A 19,856-nucleotide genomic window follows, 5' to 3' on the forward strand; every position below is an offset into this window, starting at 1 on the left:
GCGCCCCTGACAAGCCCCCTTCGACTTGCACCGCGCCGCGCCCTGCGTCACGAAAGGGCATGACAAAAACGCTCCTCTCCTTTGGCCACGGCTATTCCGCCCGCGCCCTGACCCGCCTGCTCTCCGATGATTGGCGCGTCATCGGCACCACCCGCAGCGAAGAAAAGGCCGCCGCCTTGATGGCCGAAGGAACCGAACTGCGCATTTGGCCGGGGGCAGATCTGATCCCGGCCCTCAATGCCGCCACTCATGTTCTGATCTCCGCTGGCCCGTCAGAAGCGGGTGATCCTGTCCTCAATGATCTGCGCGCCGAAATCGAAACACGGCGCGATCAGTTCGAATGGGTGGGCTATCTGTCCACAACAGGTGTTTACGGCGACCATCAAGGGAATTGGGTGGATGAAACCACGCCCCTCACACCCTCCACCAAACGCGGCCAAATGCGCGTTGAGGCAGAGGCCGCATGGCAATCCCTCAATCTGCCCCTCCATATCTTTCGCCTTGCCGGCATCTACGGGCCCGGCCGTGGCCCTTTTGCCAAGGTTCGCAATGGCACGGCACGGCGCATTATCAAAAAAGGTCAGGTCTTTAGCCGCATCCATGTCGCTGACATCGCGCAGATTCTGGCAGCATCCATCGCCCGTCCAAACCCCGGCGCGATCTATAACCTATGCGACAATGATCCAGCCCCACCAGAAGACGTCATCGCCCACGCCGCAGAACTCCTCAACCTCCCGATCCCACCCGCGCAGGATTTCGAAACCGCCGACATGACGCCCATGGCCCGCAGCTTTTACGCCGAAAGCAAAAAGGTGCGGAATGATCGCATCAAAGACGAACTTAGCGTCGAATTAATCTATCCCGACTATCGCGCAGGGCTACGCGCGCTCCTCGCTGCTGAAACTGGCGGCGTTTAACACGTCACACACTTGCCTCGACGGCGCTGCCACGCCATATCGACCCCAAAGAAGGGACACCGACATGACGCTCCGTGAAAAGACAGCCGCGCTCTTGGACACGCCGAGGTTTGGCAATTTCATCATCGGCGTGATTATCTTCAACGCGATCATCCTCGGGCTCGAAACATCCAAGCCGTTGATGGCGTCCTTTGGCCATGTCATCCACTTGCTGGATCTTGCGTGTCTTTACATCTTTGTCGTGGAAATCGTGCTTAAGCTGTTCGCCCATCGCTTGCGGTTCTTCCGCTCGGGCTGGAACATCTTTGATTTCTTTATCGTCGGCATTGCGCTGGTTCCCGCAGCACAATCCTTCTCGGTTTTGCGCGCCCTACGCATCCTGCGGGTGCTGCGCATCATCTCCGCCACGCCGTCCCTGCGCCGCGTCGTCGAAGGCTTCCTCAAGGCATTGCCGGGGATGGGCAGCGTCTTCATCCTGATGTCGCTGATTTTTTACATCGGCGCGGTCATGGCGACGAAACTGTTTGGAAACAGCTTTCCGGAATGGTTCGGCACGCTGGGCGCATCCGGCTATTCGCTGTTCCAGATCATGACGCTGGAAAGCTGGTCGATGGGCATCGTGCGCCCCGTCATGGAAGTGTACCAATACGCATGGGCGTTCTTTGTCCCCTTCATCATGGTCACAACATTTGCCGTGGTGAACCTGCTGGTCGGTCTCATCGTAAATTCCATGTCCGAAACCGCGTCAGAAGAATCCAATGCGGCCACGGACGTCTACCGTGACGAAGTCCTCGCTAAACTCGAAGCGATCGAAAAACGTCTGGACGAAAAATAAGGGACGGCGGGAGGGGCGCCTTTGCCGCAGGCAAACAGCGTCTCGCCCGTCAGGCCAACTTACCAATCACGCCCACGCCCAACACATCCAGCACCTTGGCTTCAATATGTTCGGCGTTCATGGCGGCAGTGTCATACATATCCGCAGGGCTGGACTGATCGATGAAAATATCAGGCAACACCATAGACCGGTATTTCAGCCCGTGATCAAAAACGCCCGCCTCCGCCAAAAGCTGCGCAACGTGTGATCCGAACCCGCCAACCGCACCTTCTTCCACGGTGATCAGCGCATCGTGATCCGCAGCCAATTGCAAAATCATGTCACGGTCCAACGGCTTGGCAAATCGCGCATCCGCCACAGTGGGCGTGATGCCCTTGGCCGCCAACGCCTCACACGCTTTTTCAACCTCTTGCAGGCGTGTCCCGAACGACAAAATTGCCACCTGCGATCCCTCGCGGATCATGCGGCCCTTCCCGATCTCAAGCGGCTGTGCGTCTGCTGGAATATCAACGCCAACACCTTCCCCGCGCGGAAATCTGAACGCAATCGGACCGTCATCATGGGCAACAGCCGTCGCCACCATGCGCACCAATTCCGCCTCATCCGCAGCGGCCATCACTACAAATCCGGGCAGGTTCGACAGAAACGCCACATCGAACGATCCCGCATGGGTCGCACCATCCGCCCCGACCAATCCGGCACGATCAATCGCAAAGCGCACAGGCAGTCGTTGAATGGCGACGTCATGCACCACTTGATCATACCCGCGCTGCAGGAACGTCGAATACAGCGTGCAAAACGGCTTCATCCCGCCCGCAGCAAGCCCCGCACAAAACGTCACCGCATGTTGCTCGGCAATACCGACGTCAAAACACCGCGACGCGAACCGTTCCATAAATTTGGTCAGCCCGGTGCCGTCCGGCATCGCCGCCGTAACCGCAACAATCTTGTCGTCCTGCGCGGCGGCGTTCACCAAGGCTTCGGCAAACACAGACGTATAAGACGGCGCATTGCTGACCGCCTTTTTCTGCTCTCCGGTGATCACATCAAACTTGCCCGTCGCATGGCCTCGATCCGCACGATCCTCGGCGTATCCTTTGCCCTTTTTGGTGATCGCATGGATCAGGATCGGCCCCGTCGCGCGGGTCTTTACGGTGCGCAACACAGACAACAGCTGCTCCATATCGTGCCCGTCAATCGGCCCAAGATAGGAAAACCCCAGCTCTTCGAACAACGTGCCGCCAACGGTCATATGCTTCAGCATATCCTTGGCGCGCTTGGCCCCCTCTTGGAACGGTTCGGGCAGGAACGACACCGCCCCCTTCGCCGCCGCCTTGAATTCCTGAAACGGATCACCTGCATAAAGCCGCGACAGATAAGACGACATTGCGCCCACTGGCGGGGCGATCGACATCTCGTTGTCGTTCAGAATAACAATCAATCGTTTCTTCAAATGGCCGGCATTGTTCAACGCCTCATAGGCCATGCCCGCCGACATGGACCCATCCCCAATCACGGCAATCGCATCGCCACCTTCGCCGCCCAAATCCCGCGCCACAGCAAACCCCAGCGCGGCAGAAATTGACGTGCTGGAATGCGCCGCCCCAAAACAATCGTAGGGCGATTCAGACCGCTTGGTAAAACCAGACAACCCATCCTTCTGGCGCAACGTGCGGATACGGTCCCGCCGCCCTGTCAGAATCTTGTGCGGATAACACTGGTGGCTCACGTCCCAGATGATCTTGTCCTTGGGGGCATCAAACACCGCGTGCAGCGCCACCGTCAATTCAACCACGCCCAGACCCGCGCCCAGATGCCCGCCCGTTTCAGACACCGTCGATATCGTTTCGGCCCGCAGCTCATCCGCGACGGTACGCAATTGCGCATCGCTCAGCCCGTTCAGATCACTGGGTAAATCAATGAGGTCCAACGTCGGAGTATGAGGTCTCGTCATGACGGCTCCTTTAGTGACTGCGGTTCACAACAAACCGCGCCGCGTCTTTCAGCACTGCGCCCTTGTCACCATAAACAGATAGCGCATCGCAAGCCTGATCCACCAATTCAACTGCGCGGCCTTTCGCCCCATCAAGGCCAAGAAGCGATACAAACGTGGCTTTTCCAGCGGCTTCGTCTTTGCCGACAGCCTTGCCAACAGCGGCCGCATCGCCGGTCACATCCAGCACATCATCCGCAATCTGGAACGCCAAACCAACGGCATCGCCGTAGGTCTTTAGCGGCGCAACATCCGCCTGCGCCATCATCGCCCCTGCCATGCAGGACCACGTTAGCAACGCGCCCGTCTTGCCGCCCTGCATCGCAATAATCTCGTCCAGCGTGAACGGCACGGCAGCAGTCTCGGCCGCAATATCCGCAGCCTGCCCGCCAACCATGCCGGCAACACCCGCTTGTCGCGCCAATGACATCATCAACGCAGCACGCACATCACCGGGAAAATCCGCCTCACCGATCAGCTCAAACGCCAAGGCCTGCAACGCATCACCCGCCAAAATGGCCGTCGCGTCATCCCAAACCTTGTGAACCGTCGCGCGGCCACGGCGCATATCATCATCGTCCATCGCCGGAAGATCATCATGGATTAACGAATAGGCATGCACACATTCAATCGCCGCCGCGACGGGCAACGCGCGCCCGATCCCGTGCAACCGCGCCGTTTCCATAACGTAAAACCCGCGCAATGCCTTGCCGCCCACAACGCCATACCGCATCGCGTCTGCCAAAGGTGGATGTAGGTCACACCCGATCCGCGCATCCAGAAAATCCGAAACCGCAGCAGCATCCGCCGCCAACGCCGCCTTAAAATCAGCCATCCAACGGCGCCGTGCCTGTCGGTTGCCCGTCCCCGTCCAACGTCAGCTTGGCGACCTTTTCTTCGGCTTCTTTCAGCTTGGCCTCACAGCGGCCTTTCAACAACGCGCCCCGTTCATACAGCGCGATAGATTCGTCCAGCGGCACTTCGCCACGCTCAAGCTTGCCGACGACCTGCTCTAGCTCGCGCAGCGCGTCCTCGAAACTCATCTCTGCTACATCGCCACTCATCGCGCCCGCTCCTTCAAAACCTTAACATGTGCGCGTGCCGATCGGCCCAGCGCCTCCAAATCATACCCACCCTCAAGCGCGGATACCACCCGACCGCCGCAATGTTCATCCGCCACATCACACAGTTTCTGCGTGACCCACGCGAAATCATCGTCCTGCAACATCATCCCCGCCAATGGATCAGCCGCATGTGCATCAAATCCGGCAGAAATCAGCAGAAGTTCAGGTTTGAACGCCGCAAGCCTCGGGAACACCTCGCGCGTGTAAGCATCGCGAAACACCTTTGAAGAACAGCCCTCAGGCAGCGGGATATTCACGATATTGCCGACACCCGTTTCGTGCGCCGCACCCGTCCCTGGCCACAGCGGCATCTGATGGGATGAGAAAAACAAAACCCGCGCGTCTTCTTCCACCAAATCCTGCGTGCCGTTGCCGTGATGCACATCAAAATCCACAATCGCGACGCGTTTCAGCCCGTGAAACTCCATCGCATGTTTCGCCGCTACTGCGACGGATCCGAAAAAACAAAACCCCATCGGCGTTTCACGTTCTGCGTGATGACCGGGCGGGCGCACAGCCGCAAACGCATTGCCAACCTCGCCGGACATCACCAGATCAACGGCCTTCACAACGCCGCCCGCCGCGCGATACGCGGCTTCTAACGTGCCCACGGACATATGCGTATCCGCATCCAAAGACCGCCAACCATCCGCGGGTGCAGCATCCCGAACGGCATTCAAATGCGCCTGCGGGTGGCAGCGCAACAAATCATCGTCAGCTGCCATTGGCGCCGAAACAGACACTAAATCCAGCCCCTCCAACGCGCCCAAAACCGCATCCAAACGCGCCACCTGTTCAGGGTGTCCGGGCGGCGTCACGTGATCGTAACAAGCCTTATGTGTAATCAATGCTGTGGTCATACTGCCCTGCCTCTCAATCCGGCGCGAGCATGTATCCCGCCCCGCGCACCGTCTGTAAATACCGTGGCTGCTTTGGATCAGCCTCCAGCTTGCGGCGCAACCGCGTGATCTGGACGTCCACCGCACGTTCCTGCGCCTGCCCGCCAGATCGCCCTAAACGATCCACCAATTCCTCGCGCGAAATTGCCTCTCCGGGGGTGGCAGAAAATATCTTCATCAATTGGATTTCGGTGGCTGTCAGCCGCACCAGATCCTCGCCCTGCCACATCTCACCGCGCTCCATATCATAGCGCAGTGGTCCCAAATGCAGCACCTTGGGCACCACTGTCTCTGCCTCACTTGGCGGCACACGGCGCAGGATCGAATTGATTCGCAATAACAACTCTTTTGGCTCAAACGGCTTGGCCAGATAATCATCCGCACCCGCCTCAAGCCCGGTAATCCGGTCACTTGTTTCGGCCTTGGCCGTCAAAAGCAAAATCGGTGTATCCCGCGTCTTGCGCAAATCAGCGCACAGTGTCACGCCGTCCTCACCGGGCATCATCACGTCCAGCACGATCATATCAAAATCGAGCCCCGACAGAATACGCCGCGCATGGGCCGCATCCCGCGCCGCTGTCACCAAAAACCCGCTGCGCACCAGAAATTTCTGCAACAACACGCGGATGCGTTCATCATCATCGACAATCAGCAAATGTGGCTGGTCACTGTGCATCGCGTTACCCCTTCAGGTCTTTCAGCGCATCATATCTGTTGCGCATGTCTTCATCCATCATCGCTTCAAGAACCTGCCGGAACCCTGTCACCGCCTCTGGCCCCGCTGCACGATACGCCGCGCGCATCCTGTCACGCTGGGCATCGGATAATTGACGCTCCAATGCCTCGCCTGCCTCGGTCAGATACAAATGCCGTTCCCGTTTGTCCCGCTTGCCGATTTCACTGCGGACCAAACCATCCTCCATCAATCCGCGCAACACACGGTTCAGCGATTGCTTTGTAACGCCCAAAATAGCGAGAAGATTGTTCACCGTTCCGCCGGGACTGCGATGAATGAAATGGATGGCGCGGTGATGCGCCCGCCCATAGGCTATATCCGATAGAATGCGATCAGGGTCTGCCGTGAACCCGCGATAGGCGAAAAACATCGCCTCGATCCCCTTGCGCAACTGCTCGTCCGTCAGGAACAACAGCGGATTGCCGGTCTCTCTCGCGCCACCTTCCATAGGGGCCTCCTTCACATTCCCCGTCATAATACGTCAGCTTTGTTGACATTCCAAGAAGGGATCGGTATCGAATCGAAGGTTTCGCGCAATAAAATGTCCACATCGGACCTAAACGCGACACAAATGCAAAGACAACAGGAGGCCTCGACATGGCTGGCGGATACGATGATCGCGACGGAAAAATCTGGATGGACGGCAAATTGGTCGAATGGCGCGATGCCAATGTCCACATCCTCACCCACGCCATGCACTACGCGTCCTCCGTGTTTGAGGGCGAGCGCTGCTATTCGGGCAAAATCTTCAAATCCCGCGAACACTCCGAACGGTTGATCAAATCCGGCCAGCTGATCGATTTTGAAATCCCTTACACGGTCGATGAAATCGAAGCCGCCAAACAGGCAGCCCTTGATGCCAACGGCCTAACAGACGCCTACGTGCGCCCCGTCGCTTGGCGCGGTTCAGGTGAAGATATGGGTGTCGCCGCCGCCAAGAACCCTGTCCACCTCGCCGTAGCCGTTTGGGAATGGGGCAACTATTACGGGGACGCCAAATTCAAAGGCGCCAAGCTCGACATTGCGAAATGGAAACGCCCCTCGCCCGAAACAGCACCATCACAAGCCAAGGCCGCAGGTCTGTACATGATCGCAACCATGTCCAAACACGCCGCCGAAGCCAAAGGATGTTCTGATGCGTTGATGTTCGATTATCGCGGCTATGTGGCCGAAGCGACGGGCGCAAACCTGTTCTTCGTCAAAGACGGCGAAGTCCACACGCCCAAGCCCGATGCATTTCTAAACGGCATCACCCGCCAAACGGTCATCGGCATGCTGCGCGACAAAGGCATCACGGTGAACGAACGTGTCATCATGCCAGAAGAACTCGAAGGGTTCGAACAGGCATGGCTGACAGGCACCGCCGCCGAAGTCACGCCCATCGGCCAGATCGGTGATTACAATTTTGAGGTCGGCGCGATCACAACCGAGATCGCGAAAGACTACGAAAAACTGGTCCGCGCCTAAACGCGCCGCCCGCGTTCAATTTCAAGATACTGGACAAGTCGCCCGTTGCCGATCTGGCGCGGGCGATCCAGTATTTTGGAATGCTCCGGCGTATTGGCGTCCTTTTCACAACGACGCAGCGCCGCGTTGGCATGTGACGTAACAGGCGATGTCGTCGGATGGTCGATAATATGGCGGGTCATGGTCGCTCCTCCATTGCTACGATAATCCGATGATACCACAAAACGCGCCGCCGCGCACGCAGCCCTACTGCAAACCCTTCGCCTTGACCTTGCGCCGCGCTGTTGCATCCATTCCCAAGCTGCGTTCCCGCAGCACAATGATGACGCCGGCACAGATCACCAGACCAGCCCCCATCAACATGCCGATGGTCGGAACCTCTGAAAACCAGACGTAGCCGATCAACACGGACCACAGCATCGATACATATGTGAACGGCGCCAAAACCCCCGCCTCCGCGAACCGATAGCTTGATGTTAGCAAGACCTGTCCAAGGCCGCCGACGATCCCTGCACCCACCAGCAACGCCAATTCATTCCCCGTCGGCCAAACCCAGCCGAACGGAATGGTCAGCAAGGACAACACCGTCGATGTTGCCGAAAACCAGAACACAATCGCCGTCGTGCTTTCTTGCCCCGACATGCCCTTGACCCAGACCTGCGCCAGTGCGGCCAAACACGCCGATCCCAGCGTCAATCCAACGCCCAGCGCCTCGTCCGTCCCAAGGCCCACGCTCAACCGCGGTGCCACGATGATCACGACCCCGACAAACCCCAATGCCACTGCCGCGATGCGAACAAAGCGAAACCTTTCGCCTAATATCAGCGCCGCAAGAACTACCATCAATATCGGTGTGACAAACCGGATCGCTGTGACCTCGGGCAGGGGCAAATATTTCAACCCCGCAAAACCAAGCCCCATGGCACAAGATCCAACGATCCCGCGCACCGCATGATTGCGCACAGATTGGGTGCGGACGCCCTGCATGATCCCGCCATGCGTCACCAACCACACCAGAACAATCGGCATCGCCATGACAGACCGGAAAAACATCGCCTCTCCGGCAGGCACCCGATCCGCCGCTTTGATGAACGCCGACATAACCGTAAACACCGTGATCGCCGACAACATCAAAAAGATGCCGCGCGTCACATTGGTTTGGGTGGCTGTCGTCATACCCGATGCTTACGCCTGACTGCGCGCAACGGCCAGCAGATTACTGCACTGGCGTAACCCGCAAAATATCGCCACCCCGCACGTCCGGCAAAACCAGCAAATCACCGTTTTCCAAAACCTCAACATCACGCACGCGCCCGATGTCAGCCAGCAATCGTTCCTCCCCGATCACGCGCCCGCCCTCAATTTTCAGCCGCACAACACCACCGGGAAACAACGACGCTACGAACAAATCACCGCGCCAATCACGGTAAGGTCCATCATCGGGATAGGCCGCCATCCCACCCGGCGCGATCACCGGATCCCAATAATACACAGGCTGCTCGTACCCATCCGCAACGGCGATCCCCTCGCCCACATCCGACCCGCTATAATTGATCCCGTAGGACACGACGGGCCAGCCGTAATTCGCGCCAAACTCAGGCCGGTTCAGCTCATCCCCGCCGCGCGGCCCATGTTCGACCGTCCAAAGATCACCATCGCGCAAAATCGCCCCCTGAATGTTGCGATGCCCCGTAGACCAGATTGCAGGCGTCCCGCCATCCTCAACCCACATGACTTTCCCGACAGTCGTTTCGCCATTCTGGGCTAGCTCCGCATTCCCACGATCTCCCGCAGTGATCCATACCCCACCGCGCGCCGCAACCACGCGGCTCCCAAAATGCTTATTGCTATTGATCGCGGGCGTTTGCACGAAAATATCCGCAGCTTGGGTCAGCGCCCCATCCACAAAAACACCACGACCCGCCGCTAATGCAGACCCGCCATCAACAGGTTTCGCATAGGTCCAATACACCACACCGTCGGTTTCAAAATCCGGCGAAACGGCTACGTCCAGCAACCCGCCTTGATTTCGCGCGGCAACGTCGGGCACGCCGGAAACCTCACCCAATCGTGCACCATCCGCACCAACAATATGCATCTCCCCGCCACGCTCGCTCACTAAAAAACGGCCATCAGGCAGCGGCGCAATCCCCCACGGAAAATCAAATCCACTGGCGAACACCTCAACCGAAATCACGCTCGGCCCGACCGAAGGCGCACGTGTCTGCCCCTCAAACGCGGGCGCAAAATCGGCGTTGGGCGCGCCCTGTTCGACTTGCGCCAGCGCCAATGTTGGCATCAAACATATCAAAAATCGCCACATCACGTCGTCCTCCTAAAGGCGCGCGATAGCCCACCGCGCTGCATCTGAAACTTCGTCCGCCGGATCATCCACCAATCCCGCCGCTACATCCTTCAACGCGGCGTCGCCGGAATTGCCAATGGCATACAGCACATTGCGCACGAAACGGTCCCGCCCGATCCGCTTGATCGGGCTACCTGAAAACATGGTGCGAAACGCGCCGTCGTCCAGCACCGCCAAATCACGCAGCGGTGGGGCCACCAGTTCAGGCCGCGCCGCATACCGGATTTCGCGCGCCTCCACGGCAAACTTGTTCCACGGGCAGACCGCCAGACAATCATCACACCCGTAAATATGATTGCCCATCAAGGCACGCAATTCTTCGTCCACGCGGCCCTTATGCTCAATCGTCAAATACGAAATGCACCGCCGCGCATCGAGCTGAAAAGGAGCAGGAAACGCATCCGTCGGACAAACATCCAGACAGGCCGTACACGATCCACAATTCTCAACACCGGGTGCGTCCGGCTCCATCTCAAGCGTCGTAAAAATCGCGCCAAGGAAAAACCAGTTCCCCAACTCACGGCTCAGCAGGTTGGTATGTTTGCCCTGCCAGCCAAGCCCCGCGGCAGCCGCCAGCGGCTTTTCCATCACCGGTGCAGTGTCGACAAACACCTTTATCTCGCATCCCGCCTGATCGACCAACCACCGCCCGACCCGTTTCAGCCGCTTTTTCACCAGATCATGATAATCACGGTTCTGCGCATAAACCGAAATCGCTGCACGGTCCGGCTGCTCTAACACCGCCAGCGGATCATGCTCGGGCGTGTAGGGCTCGGCCAACATCACCACGGATTTCGCCGCGGGCCACAGCGCCGCAGGATCACCACGCCAGGCCATCCGCTCCGCCATCCACGCCATCTGGCCATGACGGCCTTCATCAACGAACTGTTTTAACCGTTCAGGCAATTCAGGCACCGCATCAGGGCGGCACACGCCAAATCCGGCGAACCCTTCCTCCAACGCTTTCGCGTTCAAGCGCGCCTTCAAATCCACGCGCTCACCCTTTTCTTTGGTTCTAAAATATTCCGGGGGAGTCGCAAAGCGACGGGGGCTGGCCCCCCGCCTGTCGGATTGGCGAAGCCAATTCGAACCAACCTAGAAATCCAGATCGTTGTAATGCGCAGGTTGTGGAAACCCCGAAATCTGATCCGCCAATATAGACCGGAACGCAGGGCGCGATTTAATCTTCGCATACCAATCCTTCACGATCGCGCTGCGGTTCCAATCCACGTCCGACACATAGTCCAGACACGACAAATGCGCAGCAGCTGCAAAATCTGCCAAAGACATCTCGTTGCCCGCCAGCCACCGCCGCTGATCCAACAACCAATGCATATAATCGAGGTGATATTTCACCGCCTTACTGCCCGCCTTTACGTTCGCCGAATCCGGATACCCCGTGCCCATGACTTTGCGAAAAACGCGCTCGCCCATCAACTTGGTCGTCACCTCATCGTTGAACTTGTCATCAAACCACGCCACCAAACGGCGCACTTCGTAACGGCTGTCAGCCCCTTGCGGCAAAAGCGGCGGCGTCGGATGGGTTTCTTCAAGGTATTCACAAATTGCCGTGCTGTCGGCCATCGTCCGGTTGCCCATTTTCAGGATCGGCACCTTTCCGGCAGGGTTGCGGCGCAGGAAATCTGCGTCCTGTTCCCAGTACCGCTCCTCGACCAGCTCAACCTCGATTCGCTTTTCAGCAAGGCTCAGACGCACTTTGCGTGAAAACGGAGACAGCGGGTAATGGTAAAGACGGTTCATCAAAGGCCTCAGTGAAATGGTGCCCCTTCAATGCCCCAACCACCCCGCCGTTACAATCCCAGCGCGCTATTCAAAGCAGTCCGCGCGGCCATCCGCGCCAATTGTCGCCGCCCCGTCGCGAATGGATGCCGCACGGCCGCGCACAAAAGACGACGGCTGCGATGCGGATCGGTTTTTCGGGTTGGGCAGGATCGCGGCCAACCGTGCCGCTTGCGTCGGCGACAAATCCGCCGCCCGCACACCGAAATAATGCACCGCTGCGGCCTCAACACCGAATACACCTTCGTCAAATTCAGCGACATTCAGATACACTTCTAGAATACGCTCTTTGCTCCAAACGGCCTCAACCAGCGGCGTCATCAACGCCTCCAGCGACTTTCGAAACCAGGATCGCCCGTGCCACAAATAGACATTCTTCACGACCTGCTGGGAAATCGTCGACCCACCGCGGTTTGATCCGTCTTCCAATGCCGCTTGGATGGCCGTCAGATCCAAACCCCAATGCAGGCAGAAATTCGCATCTTCTGCGGCGACCGCGGACCGCGCCATAACAGGCGCAATTTCTTCCATCGCAACCCATGTCTGGTTCACACCACCCACACGGCGCCCTTCGGAAAACATATAGGGGGTCGTGGGCGGGTTCATCGCTGAAAACGCCACGGTTGCCAGCACCGCAAGTGCGATCATAACCAAAATCCCCCGAAACACGTACTTCACAATACCCCGCCACAACAGCCGCGGGCGATCGCGCAAACGAACTGCCTTTGCGGGCGTCTTTTTCCGTGCCTTTGACGTTTTGCGTGTTGAGCGAGCCATAGCGCCATTCACCCCACGCAAGGGGGCAGGGTCAAGCGGTGAACCCCAGACAACCGTCTACCTGTCACCGCAAAGCACCTTTGCCTCTTGTCCGCGCAACACGGTGCGCGCCGTGTCCCAATCCGGGCCAACCGTTCCGATCATTTCAGGAAACATATCCATGACCTCGTCGCGCAAATCATCGTCTTGCAAAATATAGTCGCCGGGGAAAAAGCTCTCCGTGGGGATACCTTCGGCCAGCAGGATTTCATGCTGGTCAAACATCAGATGGTGATAGTCCACATGGCGGCGCGGGGCGCGGTGAATGGTATCAGCATTGACCAGATGAACCGCCGCAACCAGCACTTCGTCTTCCCCGAAAAAAAGCTCCGCACGCCAACCGGACACCAGAATTTTGTGCTGCGGCGACACAAGCAGTTCTTTGGTATTTCCAATCGCGCCGGGGGCAAACCGGATCGGCGCGCGTTTGTCCAATGCAGCCAGCCCACGCGAACCGCGCCAGCGCACAGGCTGCAATCCGTTGTCCAGCGTGCGCACAAGATCACCGACCTCGATCTGCTCAACTGGCGTCATCCCTTTTTCGGTTTCGATACATGTGCCCGCCGCGAAACAAGGCGGCCCTAATTCCGAAACAGTCAGCGGCCCCTGAGGAGAAACCCAAGAACTTGACACGAACGTCCCGTTCTCGAGAACCTGGCCATCTGTGGGTGTAAAAGCACGGTCCCCATTCGCAAGGTAAAACGTGATGCCCGTATAGGTAACATTTCCGATTCCCGACACATTGATTGTTACGGTATCGCCTGGATAGGACGCCGAAATATCGATGCCGTTCACGCTGTCATTGTCGAACCTGTCAAAATCGTTGTCGTCATTCTGATCGGTCAGATCATAAGACACAAAACTGACAGGCGTCCCACCGCCCACAGGGTTGGCGGGATCAAACGTGAAAAACTGGTCTGTATACGTCGTAGGCATAACTGCACCTGCACTGGTTTCGAACAATGCTAGAATGCAGGTGCAATTGGTCCGATTTCGGGAACAATTAAGGTTACGTTAGGGTAATTTAGGGCAGAACAGCCTTAAACGAAAATACCGCAACGGGGCAGAATGTCGTTGTATTTCAAGGCGATGTCGGTTGTTTCCATATTAGCGACCACTGTCGCCAACACAGAAACAACCAAATTCAACGGCCATCAATCATGGCAAAACAATGCCCTATTCGGCGGGCATCGCTGCGGGTTCAATGCTCAACGGAGCGGGCAGATGGACCAACATTTCCTTCGGGCAGACCTGCACAAAGTTCGCGCGCTCTTCTTCCCAATGCTGCAAGATATCAGCGGCCTTGCGGCTGCCAGTCTCTTCCAGATGCCGCTCGATCAGGCCTTTCAGCTGTGTTTCCCAGTGATCCACGGTCACATCACACGTGACCAGCGTTTCCATATTGATCAACGCCGCTGTTTCTCGCTTGGGGTCATACAGATAGGCCATACCGCCCGTCATACCCGCCCCAAAGTTCGCGCCGATGGACCCAAGGATCACCGCAACACCGCCCGTGGTATATTCACACCCGTTGGAACCACAGCCCTCAATCACGACGGACGCACCGGAATTGCGCACGGCAAACCGCTCACCCGCACGACCGGCAGCAAACAGATAACCATCCGTCGCACCGTACAGAACCGTGTTTCCGATGATCGTATTTTCAGACGCCACCAGCGGTGAATTCATCGGCGGACGCACGACAATCGTACCCCCCGACAGACCCTTACCAACGTAGTCATTGGCATCGCCCGACACTTCCAGTTTCAGCCCGGGCGCTGCAAAGGCCCCCAAAGACTGGCCGGCGGACCCCTTCAACTTCACCGTCAAATGATCGGGTTGCAGGCTGTTCCGCATCCCGAAATTCTTGACGATATGGGACGACGTGCGCGTCCCAATGGTCCGCAATGTGTTCTGCACCGCATATTCCAGCTGCATCTTCTCACCATCCTCAAGGAAGCGCGCAGCATCCTTAACGATCTGTGCGTCCAGCGTATCAGGCACCGCATTGCGTGGCTTGTTGCGGTCATAGACAATCTCTTTCGCGCCATCGACGGTGATCAACAGCGGGTTCAAATCCAGATCATCCAGATGCGCGGACCCACGCGAAACCTGCGCCAAAAGATCGGCACGGCCAATAATGTCGTCCATGGATTTCGCGCCAATCTCGGCCAAAATCTCACGCACTTCTGTCGCGTAAAACGTGATCAGGTTCACGACTTTGTCGGCATTACCGGTGAACTTGTCGCGCAAGGCTTCGTCCTGCGTACACACGCCGACGGGGCAGGTATTGGATTGGCACTGACGCACCATAATACAGCCCATGGCGATCAGCGCAGCGGTGCCGATCCCGTATTCCTCGGCCCCCAACATCGCGGCCATGACAATGTCACGCCCCGTGCGCAGGCCACCATCGGTGCGCAACGTGATCCGGTCACGCAGGTTGTTCATCGCCAACACCTGATGCGCCTCGGTCAGGCCCATTTCCCACGGCAAACCCGCGTATTTGATCGACGTGGCAGGCGACGCGCCCGTGCCGCCATTGTGACCCGAAATCAGGATCACATCAGCCTTGGCCTTGGCCACACCGGCGGCAATCGTGCCAACACCGGATGACGCGACCAGTTTCACCGTCACCTTACAGCGCGGGTTGATCTGCTTGAGGTCGTAGATCAGCTGCGCCAAATCCTCGATGCTATAGATATCGTGGTGCGGCGGCGGTGAAATCAACGTCACCCCCTTGGTCGAATGGCGCAACCGCGCGATCAAATCCGTCACCTTCATGCCGGGCAACTGCCCACCCTCACCGGGCTTGGCACCTTGGGCGACCTTAATCTCAAGCTCCTCACACTGGTTCAGATATTCCGCTGTGACGCCAAAACGCCCAGACGCAACCTGCTTGATCTTCGCGCTTGGATTATCTCCATTCGCCTCGGGCACGAAGTGCGCCGGATCTTCGCCGCCCTCACCAGAATCCGATTTCGCACCAATCCGGTTCATCGCCACGTTCAGCGTCTTATGCGCCTCGGGCGACAACGCTCCCAGCGACATACCCGGCGTCACAAACCGCTTACGGATTGACGTAATGCTTTCAACTTCCTCAATCGGGATGCTTTTACCCATCGGCTTTACGGCCAACAGATCGCGCAAATGGATCGGAGGGTTGGATTGCATCGCGGTCGAATACTGCTTCCACAATTCATAAGACGCACGGTTACAGGCCTGCTGCATCAGGTGCATCGTCTGCGCTTCCCATGCGTGCTTTTCGCCAGAACGGCGCGCCTTGTAGAACCCGCCAATCGGCAAAACGTCCTGCCCGCCAAGCCAACCGGCCTTGTGGACTTCTTCAACCTTGCGCTGGATACCGGACACACCGATGCCGGAAATCCGGCTCTGCATACCGGGGAAATACTCGGCAACCATCGCGCGTGACAGGCCGACAGCCTCAAAGTTCAGACCGCCGCGATAGCTGGAAATCACCGAAATCCCCATCTTCGCCATGATCTTCAACAGGCCCTGATCGATCGCATAACGATACCGCGCAACCGCCTCGGTCAGGGTGCAATCCAACAACCCACGTTCAATCCGGTCATCAAGAGAATCCTCGGCCAGATAGGCGTTCACAACCGTCGCACCACAGCCGATCAACACGGCGAAATAATGCGGATCAATACATTCCGCAGACCGCACATTCAAAGAACAGAACGTCCGCAGGCCCTTTTTGGTCAGCCATGAATGCACAGCCGACGTCGCCAAAATCATCGGCATCGGTACTTTGCCCGCGCCCTGATGTTGGTCCGTCAACGTCAGATGCCCGGCACCGGACCGCACCGCATCTTCTGCCTCGGCGCGGATACGCTCAAGGCCCTGACGCAAAACGTCGGGCGTTGCATCGGCGGGAAACGTACAATCAATTTCCACACACGACGCATTGAACGATGCCTGCAACGCATCCCACTGGGCATTGCCCACGAACGGCGAATCCAACACCAAAATCTCGGTCTGGGATGAATCCTCATCCAGCACGTTCTTAAGGTTCCCGAACCGCGTCTTCAGGCTCATCACACGGAATTCGCGCAAGCTATCAATCGGCGGGTTCGTGACCTGGCTGAAGTTCTGGCGGAAGAAATGGCTCAGCGGGCGATACTTTTCAGATAGAACAGCTGACGGAGTATCATCCCCCATTGACGCCAGTGCTTCTTTGGCGTCCTCGGCCATCGGCGCCAGAATATTCTCCAGCTCCTCAATCGTGTAACCGGCGGCAATCTGGCGCTTGCGCAGTTCAGCGCCGGAATACAGCGGCGCTTCGGTCACGGCACCCAAATCATCGTCCAGCTCGTTGATCTTGCCGACCCACTCCCCGAACGGCAGCGCATTCGCCATTTTGTTCTTCAGTTCTTCATCATGGAACAATTCGCCCTGCCCCATATGCACACCAATCATCTGACCGGGGCCCAGCGCGCCTTTTTCAATGACGTTGGCTTCGTTGATCGGAACCATGCCCGCCTCTGACCCGGCGATCAGTAAACGATCCCCCGTCACGACATAACGCATTGGGCGCAGACCATTGCGATCAAGCCCCGCACAGACCCAACGACCATCGGTCATCGCCAAGGCCGCCGGACCATCCCAAGGCTCCATCACCGAATTGCAATAGGAATACATATCGCGCCACGACTGGGGCAATTCCGTCGCCTGCTTTGACCAGCTTTCAGGGACCAGCATTGTTTTCGCCATCGGCGCAGACCGCCCCGCACGCACAAGAACCTCAAACACGGCATCCAGCGCGGCAGAGTCAGACGACCCGCTTGCCACGATGGGTTTAATATCCTCGGCCGTGTCGCCAAACGTCCCCGACGCCATGCGGATTTCGTGGGACTTCATCCAGTTCATGTTGCCTTTAAGCGTGTTGATTTCACCGTTGTGGGCCAACATCCGGAACGGCTGCGCCAACCACCACTGCGGGAATGTATTTGTCGAATACCGCTGGTGATAAATCGCAAACGCGGATTCAAACCGCTCATCCATGAGGTCGGGGTAAAACTCCGCAACCTGTTCGGCCAGCATCATGCCTTTGTAGATAATGCTGCGGCACGACAAAGACGCAAGATACAGTTGCGACACACCCGCAGCCGTCGCAGCCTTTTCGATACGGCGACGGATCACATACAATTCACGCTCGAATGTTTCTTCGTCGACGCCCTTGGAATTGGAAATCAAAATCTGCTCAATCTCGGGGCGGGTCGCGTTGGCCTTTTCACCGAGGCACGCGATTTCGACCGGCACATGACGCCAGCCATAGATATAATAGCCCATCCGCAAAACTTCGGTTTCAACGATTGTGCGGCATGTTTCCTGCGCGCCAAAATTCGTGCGCGGCAAAAACACCTGACCCACGGCGAGCATTTCACCCGCGCGTGGTTCATGACCCGTGCGCGCGACTTGGTCATAAAAGAACGGCACCGGAATTTGCACGTGGATACCCGCGCCATCACCCGTTTTGCCATCCGCATCAACCGCACCGCGGTGCCAGATCGCCTTTAGCGCAGCGATGCCATTTTCCACAACTGAACGGGATTTTTTGCCATCAATAGACACGACCAAGCCAACACCGCAGTTGGCCTTCTCGTCCTCGTGATCATACAGGCCGTTTTCGGCCATCCAGTCACGCTTTGCTTGTTCGGCCTCGGCCCATGCTTCGTCATACTTGGTCATCGCATATCCCCTTCAATATGGAGGTTCTTTTGTTCATAGTCGGCCCGCGTCATCCGTCTGTGATCACCCGCAAGTGTCACATAGGCCGGCGCGCGGTCGTGATAAATTTCTGAAATCAGCGGAAACGCGGCAGCGTCCGCAAACAATCCTGGCATCAGCTCATAGGCGGACGCATAGGTGCCTTTGGTATCGCGCAACCACAACGGGCTGCCGCAGGTGCCACAAAACGTGCGTTCGGCAAACTCGGAAGATGCATAGGTCCGCACAGGTCCGGTCGCGCTGACAGCATCTGCACTGGCCTCAAAGGCGGCAAAAACAACACCGTTGTTGCGCTGACACATGATGCAATGGCACGCCCCGATCGCGGCGATGTAATCCCCATCAACCGTAATACGGACGTCACCACACAGGCACCGCCCGTGCAAAACGCCCTGCCGGCGGTACGGATCACGAAGATCTGCGCTCACGGCGATACCTCAAAAGATGACATCTGCACGCCACAGCCAAATTTCGGGTTCACTGACAGATATCCCGATTCCCCCGGAAAGATGAATTCAACCGGCGTGTCATCGCTGTCGAACCGATCATCGGATGTGATGTAGCTGCTGGTCCCACCGATAAACATGCGCCACTCTGGCGATACATACTCGGACCCTTCGCTTTTCCACATTTCATTTCCGTCGCCATCAAACGCCGTCAGCGCGTACTGCGTGCGCAACAACGTCACGCCATCGATCTCAACGCTTTCGCCGGTCAGGCGATCAAAGCCAACGTACTGGCTGTCGCCAATCTCGCGGCTTTCAGTGATGAAATCCCAGGTATCAAGATCATTGGCCAACAGCTCGCTCATGGACATAGGATCAGTTGAATCGGTCGACATCCGCTCAGTGTGGCCAGACCGCAGATGGAAACTCTCCAGCCACTCGGCATCGCTGCTGATCCGGCCCACATAGGTCAGGCCCTCTTCGTCCAGCGTCGCGCGGCGCTGTTCGCCGTTCTGATCCTCGGTGCAGGTAAAGTAATGCGATACAGAACAGCTCTGGCTCTGAATCGTCAGATAGCCTTCGCATCCCTGCGGCAGCGAAAATTCCTGCGCCGCCAAAGGTCCAGCAGCGAGAACAGCAAATGTCAAAGCAGTCTTCATCATTCTTCAATACTCCACGTCAGCGATGCTGACCTTTGGTCTGGT

The 19,856-nt window shown here is 57.6% G+C and carries 19 protein-coding genes; 3 read left to right on the top strand and 16 right to left on the bottom strand.

Features of this window, described 5'->3' with window-relative positions; all coding sequences use genetic code 11:
* Positions 1-59 precede the first annotated feature (59 nt).
* Positions 60-917: an SDR family oxidoreductase gene (locus L0664_RS09985; RefSeq protein WP_235225652.1), complete on the top strand. Its 858-nt coding sequence runs from the start codon at positions 60-62 to the stop codon at positions 915-917.
* Positions 918-981: 64 nt separating this feature from the next.
* The gene (locus L0664_RS09990; protein WP_235225653.1) at positions 982-1,752 is read left to right on the top strand and encodes an ion transporter; all 771 of its coding nucleotides are present in this window, start codon (positions 982-984) and stop codon (positions 1,750-1,752) included.
* Positions 1,753-1,801: 49 nt separating this feature from the next.
* Here the strand turns inward: L0664_RS09990 and dxs are convergent, their stop codons facing one another.
* From dxs to L0664_RS10020, 6 genes are read right to left on the bottom strand one after another with little or no spacing between them, the layout of a single operon-like run.
* Positions 1,802-3,706 (bottom strand): 1-deoxy-D-xylulose-5-phosphate synthase, encoded by a 1,905-nt coding sequence (gene dxs / locus L0664_RS09995; protein WP_235225654.1) that lies wholly within the window; start codon positions 3,704-3,706, stop codon positions 1,802-1,804.
* A gap of 10 nt (positions 3,707-3,716) precedes the next feature.
* Entirely contained in the window at positions 3,717-4,580 is an 864-nt protein-coding gene (locus tag L0664_RS10000; RefSeq protein WP_235225655.1) for a polyprenyl synthetase family protein, read from the bottom strand.
* The gene (locus L0664_RS10005; protein ID WP_235225656.1) at positions 4,573-4,809 is read right to left on the bottom strand and encodes an exodeoxyribonuclease VII small subunit; all 237 of its coding nucleotides are present in this window, start codon (positions 4,807-4,809) and stop codon (positions 4,573-4,575) included. The genes L0664_RS10000 and L0664_RS10005 overlap by 8 nt, the downstream gene beginning before the upstream one ends.
* On the bottom strand, positions 4,806-5,729 hold the full coding sequence (locus tag L0664_RS10010) for a histone deacetylase family protein (RefSeq protein WP_235225657.1): 924 nt from the start codon (positions 5,727-5,729) through the stop codon (positions 4,806-4,808). The genes L0664_RS10005 and L0664_RS10010 overlap by 4 nt, the downstream gene beginning before the upstream one ends.
* Before the next feature lie 13 nt (positions 5,730-5,742).
* Positions 5,743-6,444: a response regulator gene (locus L0664_RS10015; RefSeq protein ID WP_235225658.1), complete on the bottom strand. Its 702-nt coding sequence runs from the start codon at positions 6,442-6,444 to the stop codon at positions 5,743-5,745.
* A 4-nt stretch (positions 6,445-6,448) separates the two neighbouring features.
* Positions 6,449-6,952, bottom strand: a complete 504-nt coding sequence (locus L0664_RS10020; protein ID WP_235225659.1) for a MarR family winged helix-turn-helix transcriptional regulator — start codon at positions 6,950-6,952, stop codon at positions 6,449-6,451.
* A gap of 149 nt (positions 6,953-7,101) precedes the next feature.
* Here L0664_RS10020 and L0664_RS10025 point away from each other — a divergent pair, with 149 nt between their 5' ends.
* Positions 7,102-7,971 (top strand): branched-chain amino acid aminotransferase, encoded by an 870-nt coding sequence (locus L0664_RS10025; protein ID WP_235225660.1) that lies wholly within the window; start codon positions 7,102-7,104, stop codon positions 7,969-7,971.
* Here L0664_RS10025 and L0664_RS10030 read toward each other — a convergent pair.
* The 10 genes from L0664_RS10030 to L0664_RS10075 all read right to left on the bottom strand — a co-directional run bounded on the left by L0664_RS10030 (position 7,968) and on the right by L0664_RS10075 (position 19,814).
* Complete coding sequence (locus L0664_RS10030) at positions 7,968-8,153, bottom strand: hypothetical protein (RefSeq protein ID WP_235225661.1); 186 nt, start codon at positions 8,151-8,153, stop codon at positions 7,968-7,970. The genes L0664_RS10025 and L0664_RS10030 overlap by 4 nt on opposite strands.
* A gap of 64 nt (positions 8,154-8,217) precedes the next feature.
* A complete protein-coding gene (locus tag L0664_RS10035) occupies positions 8,218-9,147 on the bottom strand; it encodes a DMT family transporter (protein ID WP_235225662.1) in 930 nt (309 codons plus the stop codon).
* Positions 9,148-9,187: 40 nt separating this feature from the next.
* Entirely contained in the window at positions 9,188-10,294 is a 1,107-nt protein-coding gene (locus tag L0664_RS10040) for a PQQ-dependent sugar dehydrogenase (protein WP_235225663.1), read from the bottom strand.
* A gap of 12 nt (positions 10,295-10,306) precedes the next feature.
* The gene (gene queG, locus L0664_RS10045; protein ID WP_268821682.1) at positions 10,307-11,323 is read right to left on the bottom strand and encodes a tRNA epoxyqueuosine(34) reductase QueG; all 1,017 of its coding nucleotides are present in this window, start codon (positions 11,321-11,323) and stop codon (positions 10,307-10,309) included.
* A 108-nt stretch (positions 11,324-11,431) separates the two neighbouring features.
* A complete protein-coding gene (gene fzlA, locus L0664_RS10050) occupies positions 11,432-12,097 on the bottom strand; it encodes an FtsZ-binding protein FzlA (protein ID WP_235225665.1) in 666 nt (221 codons plus the stop codon).
* Positions 12,098-12,163: 66 nt separating this feature from the next.
* Entirely contained in the window at positions 12,164-12,913 is a 750-nt protein-coding gene (mtgA, locus tag L0664_RS10055; RefSeq protein ID WP_235225666.1) for a monofunctional biosynthetic peptidoglycan transglycosylase, read from the bottom strand.
* Positions 12,914-12,970: 57 nt separating this feature from the next.
* A complete protein-coding gene (locus L0664_RS10060; protein ID WP_235225667.1) occupies positions 12,971-13,888 on the bottom strand; it encodes a Hint domain-containing protein in 918 nt (305 codons plus the stop codon).
* A 240-nt stretch (positions 13,889-14,128) separates the two neighbouring features.
* Positions 14,129-18,667: a glutamate synthase large subunit gene (gltB, locus tag L0664_RS10065; RefSeq protein WP_235225668.1), complete on the bottom strand. Its 4,539-nt coding sequence runs from the start codon at positions 18,665-18,667 to the stop codon at positions 14,129-14,131.
* Entirely contained in the window at positions 18,664-19,134 is a 471-nt protein-coding gene (locus L0664_RS10070) for a GFA family protein (RefSeq protein ID WP_235225669.1), read from the bottom strand. The genes gltB and L0664_RS10070 overlap by 4 nt, the downstream gene beginning before the upstream one ends.
* Positions 19,131-19,814, bottom strand: a complete 684-nt coding sequence (locus L0664_RS10075; RefSeq protein WP_235225670.1) for a hypothetical protein — start codon at positions 19,812-19,814, stop codon at positions 19,131-19,133. Before L0664_RS10075 ends, L0664_RS10070 begins: the two co-directional genes overlap by 4 nt.
* Positions 19,815-19,856: the final 42 nt, after the last annotated feature.

Origin of the sequence: Octadecabacter dasysiphoniae, from assembly GCF_021532615.1 — a bacterium.
Lineage (GTDB): Bacteria > Pseudomonadota > Alphaproteobacteria > Rhodobacterales > Rhodobacteraceae > Octadecabacter > Octadecabacter dasysiphoniae.